Raw genomic sequence first — 7,508 nt, 5'->3', positions numbered from 1 at the left:
TTTTTTTGTGGAAACACGACCTTCTAATCGATAATCTGCACCCGGTTAAAAGGGTAGTATATTGCAACTAAACTTCCTAATACATCATCTTTATCAATGAATCCTAACCCATTGCGACTATCACGACTAACTAATCGATTATCTCCCATGACAAAAATTTTGTTGTTCGGAACTTTTATCGGACCAAAATCTTCTGTTAAATTCACCATCAGTTGCTTTGCGTGTTTCTTATTTTTTTCTAAATAAGGTTCCTTTTGTAATTGACTGTTGATATACAACTGGTCGTTTTTCATTTCAATCGTATCTCCAGGTAAACCGATAATGCGCTTCACATAATAATTATCCGTTTTTACTACAATAACATCACCATGATCATAACTATCAATTTGCTTTGCTAACTTATTTACAATGACCTTATCCCCTTCATAAAGAGTAGGCTGCATAGAAGCTCCTTGCACGGTCGTTGAAAAAAAGACAAATACTTTCATTAAAAAGACAAGCACACATGCAACCGCAAATACTTCGATGAATTCCCTCAAACGACTTTTCTTCTTCATACGCCTCTCCCTTATCCCTCTATTATCTACATTATAAAATACTTTTGTAAATAAATTCTATATTATCAGGAAATTACCTGGACAATTCACCCAAGAAAATCTAACATTTTCCACGAAAATTCATATTGTTTAACAACAACAAAAGAAGAACTGCTTGAGGGCAGTTCTTCTTTCACATTTTATGTATTAACATTTACATTCCATTCACTCTCACCCTTAATATAAGGAGATCACTGCTCGTTAATGTGGGATAAAGTAAAACCTTCACCAAATCTTACAATTATATTCTGAAAAGTATCCTAATATACAAATATTTAATATAACACTTCTGGTCTTTTTATTTAGTACATAAAGTATTAGGAGGAATCGTTTTCATCATGAAAGTTATGCTTAAAAATGAAAAAACTGGACAAATCAAACAAACAAAACTAGGGTTTAGTTGGACTGTATTTTTCTTCGGCTTCTTCCCAACATTGTTTCGTGGAGACTGGAAATGGCTTTTGATTATCTTAATTGCAAGTATGTTTACATTTGGTTTTTCTAATTTAGTCTTCTGTTTTATTTATAATAAGCTATATATTAATGATCTTTTAGCTCAAGGTTATAAACCCGCTGATGAGTATAGCTTAGCTGCTTTACAACAAAAAAATATCGTAGCCTAATAAATAGTACAAAAAAACAAGCCGGTTACATACCAGCTTGTTTTTTTATATCCCAACATAAACAATGCACATTTGTGCTCCTACATATGTTGCCCAAACTAAAAGGGGATCATATTTTACATTCCGTCCACCGATATCCGTAATTCCAATAATAAAGTCAGAAATGACAAATAGGAAACCACCTAGCGCTGAAATCCACCACATTCCTTGATTCAAATAAGCAAGCGCAAACGCAAAACACGCCATTCCGCCAACCCAAAGCCCGTATACAAGCGCTCCGATTGTAAATAAGCGATCTTGCTTATGATTGCGAATAAAAAAGAACCAACCAATAACTAAAAACAAACCGTATCCCGCTAAACCAATATATAAGCCATTCCACGAAATACCCGTTTCTAAAAAGGCAGTAACATACAAGCAATGTGCAATCGCAAATGTCACCATTCCACCAATGAGACGATGCCCAAATGGAATTAAGCCGGCCATAAATAAGTCACCAATTGTTGATAAAATCATCCCGATTGCAACCCACTGGCGATAAGGTGTTACCGGATCCTGTACCCACATCCATATCGCAGCTCCAGTTAATGAAAATGTGAGAAGTAAACGAATGAATAAGGGCAACGGTTCATTTTTCTTTGTTTGTTCTGATTGTCTGATTGCATAAACGGTCCCGAACAAAAATAAAACTATTTGTCCAATTAACAGTACGTACATTCCATTCATATTTTTCTCCTTGACGAATTAATATTTCTATCTTATTCGATATAAAATCATCATTTTCCTTTCTTTTCCCTATAATTTTCATCAAAAAATTGTTCCAAACTCTACCAAGTTTCGCTTTCCACATGAAAAAGAGGCTCTCTATGAACCTCTTTACACTACGCTACTTTTCGCATTCGCCGTGTTTCTTTCACTACGTGTACGATTCACGATAATAATTCCGGTCGCTACACACGCCAATCCAAACAATACGAAAGAATGAATGGCTTCTCCTAAAATCAAGCTTGATAAGATAACACCAAATACCGGAATGAAAAACATATACATCGATACTTTTCCAACTTTGTTATATTTCATCACGGTATTCCAAATACAAAATCCCGCTGCTGATAAGAATGATAAGTATAGTAGCATAAGTAACGTTTGCATATGGAATGTAAATGGCATCAATTCAACTTGGAAAATTCCGATGAACAATAAGCCTAGAGAACCGATAATCATCTGATATGCGGTCATATAACCTACATCCATCGTTTTACTTCCTTCTTTCGCCAAAACGTTACCGTATGAGTACAACATTGCCGCACCTAATAATAACAGTTCACCAATACCAAAGTGAAAATTCATATCTCCTTTTGGAATGTTTACAAGAATGACGCCGCAAAAACCAATTGAGACACCAATGATTTTTCTCATATTTAATGAGTCATCTTTATATAGAAAATGCGCAAATACAATTTGAAAAAATGACGATGTTCCAGAAATTACCGCACCTTCAATCCCCGTACTATAGCTCAAACCAATATAAAAACAAACATATTGTAAGAACGTTTGAAACAGACCAATTTGAACAAGTTGCTTCGTTGTTCCTTTTTGAAACGATACGTTTCTCCCTAACAATTTAAAGAAGAATAAAAGCATCATTCCTGCTAAGAAAAAACGGTAACCTGCAAATAGAATTTGCTCGCCTACTTCATGAGGCTGAATGTCTAACTGGACATAACTTAATTTAATAAATGGAAACGCACTGCCCCATAGAAACGTTGCACTTAATGCTGCAACAAATACACCGAGCGGATGTGTAAAAAATCTTTCTGCCTTCACTAGATGTCTTCCTTTCCGTACTTTTTATGAACAATACTCATGAAAACTCCCGCCACTTATCTCTTCCGGATCTCGAAGTGGGGGTTTCTCGTGTATCTTCTTCAAAAGATGCTTAACACGAGTGGAGTTGACACAGCTGCCTGATGGCACAACCCCTCTATTCCATCGGCAAATGCCTTTGGAACTGCTTTTTTTAAGATGTTATAGGAACCATTCACATCTGCGTTCAGTAGAAGCCTCTCTTTCGTACGATACAATCCACGTGTGATCCGTTTTCCACTGAATACAGGAATGTCTTCCTCACCGTAAGTGGGAATCGCATCATTGTCTAGAAAGGATGCTTTGCTTGTATACGATTCTTCCACGACTTGTATCATTATACCCTGTCGCTTCGCCTTGTAGGTAATCATTTCAATGAGTAAATTATGTGGGATATGGCAGAAGGATTGATTCTGTTGTTTTCCCATATCACTGTTTCGTTTCCACGATGTATTTTTCCCAATCACAATCGTAGAAATCTCGTGTTGAATCGCCAACTGAACAATATGGTAACTCATTTTGTGAAATAGATCTTTTATTTTGAGAAATCGTTTCTCATGAAGCCTCTCTAAACGTTTTGATGTATGTGGTCCTTCTTTTAGTTCTTTTCCATGACGAAGAATCCCCAGTAAATGCGCCTTTTGTTTGTTGTAGTATTGATTAATACTTTTGATCACATTGCCCTTTACTAGCACAGGAGTAGCCCCTATATTCGTTACAATGGTTGCAATGTTATCGATTCCTAAATCAACACTCATATAACGATTGTTGTCAACATGCTTAGGTGGTGGCTCGGACTGTTCTGTCACAATTTCCAATTTAAACTTCCCGTAAGCAGGAGAAACACGTACCTCTTTTAGATTTTCGATATGTCCAAACAATTTACCGATATTTAATCTGACACTTGTTCTTGGAAAACGAATATATTTATCTTGGAGTTTACATACTTGATTTGTGAATACAACTTGTCTCATAGATGATTTGATATAGCCTGGAATGCGAGGTCTGCCAGTAAAAGTGGAAGGATGTGTTTTATATTTTTTCACGGAATCAAAAAATGAACCCCAGTTTTGGTAAAGCTTTCTCATAACAGCTTGATTCACTTGTGATGGTAGGTTTATATAGTCTTGTTGCTTCATTGTTTTAAACAAACAATCTAAGAGGTTATAGGATAGGAAGGATTTCTCTTTTGTCGGTAACGTAAACAAGATTACACTTGATTTCTTTCCGTTCTTCTGCCGGCTTTTCTTTCTGTTTTTGCAAGCTTTTTTGATACGCACGAAGTTGATTTTCATTCATGGTTCCGATATGTTTTTGTAATGTATAGAGAACTTCTTGTTGAAGTGGTTGTAAAAATTTCTCTGTACGCATGGCCGTATACACTTGGCGAATGTAGAAGTTTGTTGTATTGTAGAGATTTTTTGCGTTTTGACACATTTCTAAGAAGTAAGAGTAAAACTTATGACCTTTCTTGATCCAAATTTGATAAGTTGCATATTCTTTTTCTGTCTTCATCATTTTCACCTCCTTCTTTCCTTTATGATACTACAAAACAACAAAAAAGAACATATATTCGTATTTATACTGGAATATTTTTACGAATATACCGGCAATTCATCCCCACCTTAAACTTGGCTATGCACGTTTTGAAGATGGGGTTTTCTTGCCCATTTTCCGATAAAGAAAATTTACCTTCTTTGTTTCTCCCCCACTAATAGCGGAATAAGTAAAAATCTTTTCCGATAAGGTAACATATGTTACAATCTAGAATAGTAATAATAATAAAGTAAATAACTACACAGAGTGTGTTTTCTAAGAAATGCTGCTATCCGTATGGATGGCAGCTTTCGTCGTTTTATAAGGGTTTCGATGATGATTCTTTTTCTCAATGAGAGGAGTGAAACGAGATGAATTCACCAGTAAAAATGTTCGCAATACAAAAGAACGTTTCAACTTAGAAGAATGCTGCTATCCAGATGGATGGCAGCTTTCGCCGTTTTATAAGGCTACCGATGATGATTCTTTTTCTCAATCGAAAGGAGCAAAAAACGATGAACTCTGAAATAAAAGCATTATTAAAGCAAACGGGGCCGCCACCCTAAAAAGAAAGCTATTTATATACAAGTTAAAAAACCTCTTTCTGTTGAGGGGGACGAGAGCATCTGGCCGCGCATAGAAACGGTCAGGGCCTTTTCCTACCACATGCAAAGTTTAAAACAAAAGGAGAAAGCTAGTAGCGGTCATATTGTATTCTGCATAGCGTTTATATGTTAGAAAATTAAAGTGGATTTATTCACCATCCATTTTTCACTGTTTTATAAAAGTTTCCATAATACATTTTTTCTCAAATAGAAAGGAGCAAAAAAGCTATGAATTCTGAAGTAAAAGTATTATCAAAGCAACAAGGAACGCCAAATTCTTCATCTTGGCTTGCAACATTTCAAAAGCATTATGAACTTATTTTTGCGCTTACATCCGGCGTGTTAATTTTGATCGGTTGGTTGTTAACAAGAAATGACATAACAACAACCGCAACTATATTTTACGTATTGGCTTATATCATTGGAGGCTATGCAAAAGCAAAGGAAGGTATTGAAGACACACTCGCAGAAAAAGAGCTGAACGTTGAAATGCTCATGCTTTTTGCAGCGATTGGTTCAGCCATTATCGGCTACTGGACAGAGGGCGCGATCTTAATTTTCATCTTCGCTTTAAGCGGAGCTATGGAAGCTTACACAATGAGCAAAAGTCAAAAAGAAATTTCAGCACTGCTCGACTTACAGCCTGAGGAAGCACTGTGCATCTCACGCGGGGCGGAAGAACGTATTCCCGTTGAACAGCTGCAAATCGGTGACATCATTTTAATTAAACCAGGTGAACGTGTTCCGGCAGATGGCATGATTCGCACGGGTGAAACGAATATCGATGAAGCAGCTATTTCAGGTGAGCCGATTCCAAATGAAAAGAAACCTGGTGATGAAGTATTCGCAGGAACTGTTAACTTACGCGGTGCCATCGAAGTAGAAATTACAAAACATAGCGATCAAACATTGTTCCAAAAAATTATTCGCCTCGTGCAAAATGCGCAAAGCGAAAAATCTCCTTCACAGCTTTTCATTGAAAAGTTTGAAGGAACGTATGTAAAAGGCGTACTTCTTGTTGTATCACTCATGATGTTCGTTCCTCATTATGCACTTGGCTGGAGCTGGAATGAAACATTTTACCGTGCAATGATTCTACTCGTTGTTGCTTCTCCTTGCGCACTTGTTGCAGCGATTACGCCAGCTACGTTGTCGGCAATTTCAAACGGTGCACGCCATGGTATTTTATTTAAAGGCGGTGTTCATTTAGAAAGATTAGCTTCATTAAAAGCAATCGCCTTTGATAAAACAGGAACATTAACACAAGGAAAGCCAACAGTAACAGACATATATACGCGTGATGGAATATCTGAAAAAGAGTTATTGCATATTACAGCGTCCATTGAAAGTCATTCTACACATCCTCTAGCAGAATCCATTGTGAACTACGCAAAGCATGCATATGATATTACGTTAACAAAACCAGAAAACGTAGAAGATGTAACGGGATTTGGCTTAACAGGTACACTGCAAAATAAAGCGTACAAAATTGGGAAAGCTGATTTTATTGGAGAAGAAACAAAAACGTTTCATAACGGCATTTCAGTCCGTTTAGAACAAGAAGGAAAAACGGTTGTATATGTCAGCGATGAACAAGGTATTCTTGGTCTTATTGCCTTAAAAGATACATTGCGCCAAGAAACAATTGCAGCCATTCGTGAACTGCAAGCCCTTGGCGTCAAAGCGATTATGATTACAGGTGATAATGAACAAACAGCAAAAGCCATCGCTGCTGAAAGTAATATTAAAGAATATTACGCATCTTGTTTACCAGAAACAAAAGTAGAAACAATAAAACAATTGAAAGAAAAATACGGTACAGTGGCAATGGTTGGTGACGGAATTAATGATGCTCCTGCCTTAGCAACAGCAAGTATTGGCGTTGCGATGGGAGAAGGAACTGATGTTGCGTTAGAAACAGCTGACGTTGTCTTAATGAAAAGTGAACTTTCTCGTTTAGCACAAGCAATTCGCTTATCAAAACGAATGAATCGCATCGTAAAGCAAAATGTTATTTTTTCATTAACTGTCATCATGCTACTCATTTGCTCAAACTTCCTGCAATTTTTAGCACTTCCATTAGGTGTCATCGGTCATGAAGGAAGTACGATTCTTGTTATTTTAAATGGATTACGGTTATTAAAGGCAAATAATTAAAAGGGTTCCAATATGAAACCCCCAGAGTGTTGGGAAACCCTTCGGATTTCCCAACACTCTGATGACTTTTATTGTAACTATGTATAAAAAAATTGTACGAAACAATAAAAAATAGCCCTTCAACT

Annotated in this window: 6 protein-coding genes and 1 pseudogene; 3 read left to right on the top strand and 4 right to left on the bottom strand. The window is 36.6% G+C overall.

The features are described from left to right. Positions 1 to 23: 23 nt before the first annotated feature. Positions 24 to 557 (bottom strand): signal peptidase I, encoded by a 534-nt coding sequence (gene lepB / locus V7024_RS19940; RefSeq protein WP_335523097.1) that lies wholly within the window; start codon positions 555 to 557, stop codon positions 24 to 26. A gap of 377 nt (positions 558 to 934) precedes the next feature. Between lepB and V7024_RS19935 the strand changes: the two genes are divergently transcribed. Next, complete coding sequence (locus tag V7024_RS19935; RefSeq protein ID WP_335523095.1) at positions 935 to 1,219, top strand: hypothetical protein; 285 nt, start codon at positions 935 to 937, stop codon at positions 1,217 to 1,219. A gap of 45 nt (positions 1,220 to 1,264) precedes the next feature. Here V7024_RS19935 and V7024_RS19930 read toward each other — a convergent pair whose 3' ends face one another. The 3 genes and pseudogenes from V7024_RS19930 to V7024_RS19920 all read right to left on the bottom strand — a co-directional run bounded on the left by V7024_RS19930 (position 1,265) and on the right by V7024_RS19920 (position 4,603). Next, entirely contained in the window at positions 1,265 to 1,945 is a 681-nt protein-coding gene (locus V7024_RS19930) for a lysoplasmalogenase (RefSeq protein WP_335523093.1), read from the bottom strand. A 150-nt stretch (positions 1,946 to 2,095) separates the two neighbouring features. Beyond that, complete coding sequence (locus V7024_RS19925) at positions 2,096 to 3,046, bottom strand: DMT family transporter (protein ID WP_335523090.1); 951 nt, start codon at positions 3,044 to 3,046, stop codon at positions 2,096 to 2,098. A 101-nt stretch (positions 3,047 to 3,147) separates the two neighbouring features. Beyond that, a pseudogene (locus tag V7024_RS19920) lies at positions 3,148 to 4,603 on the bottom strand (RNA-guided endonuclease InsQ/TnpB family protein). Between the two features lie 379 nt (positions 4,604 to 4,982). Here V7024_RS19920 and V7024_RS19915 point away from each other — a divergent pair. Beyond that, entirely contained in the window at positions 4,983 to 5,147 is a 165-nt protein-coding gene (locus V7024_RS19915; RefSeq protein ID WP_335523087.1) for a hypothetical protein, read from the top strand. Positions 5,148 to 5,454: 307 nt separating this feature from the next. Next, positions 5,455 to 7,383 (top strand): heavy metal translocating P-type ATPase, encoded by a 1,929-nt coding sequence (locus tag V7024_RS19910; protein ID WP_335523085.1) that lies wholly within the window; start codon positions 5,455 to 5,457, stop codon positions 7,381 to 7,383. Positions 7,384 to 7,508 lie beyond the last annotated feature (125 nt).

The organism is Bacillus sp. JJ864 (assembly GCF_036963045.1).
Classification (GTDB): Bacteria; Bacillota; Bacilli; order Bacillales; family Bacillaceae_G; genus Bacillus_A; species Bacillus_A pseudomycoides_C.
This window is presented reverse-complemented; position numbering and strand designations above follow the sequence as displayed.

Excerpts from the sequence above, each read along its gene's own strand:
- V7024_RS19930 (WP_335523093.1), bottom strand. The coding sequence starts at position 1,945 with ATGAATGGAATGTACGTACTGTTAATTGGACAAATAGTTTTATTTTTG.
- V7024_RS19935 (WP_335523095.1), top strand. The coding sequence starts at position 935 with ATGAAAGTTATGCTTAAAAATGAAAAAACTGGACAAATCAAACAAACA.
- V7024_RS19910 (WP_335523085.1), top strand. The coding sequence starts at position 5,455 with ATGAATTCTGAAGTAAAAGTATTATCAAAGCAACAAGGAACGCCAAAT.
- lepB (WP_335523097.1), bottom strand. The coding sequence starts at position 557 with ATGAAGAAGAAAAGTCGTTTGAGGGAATTCATCGAAGTATTTGCGGTT.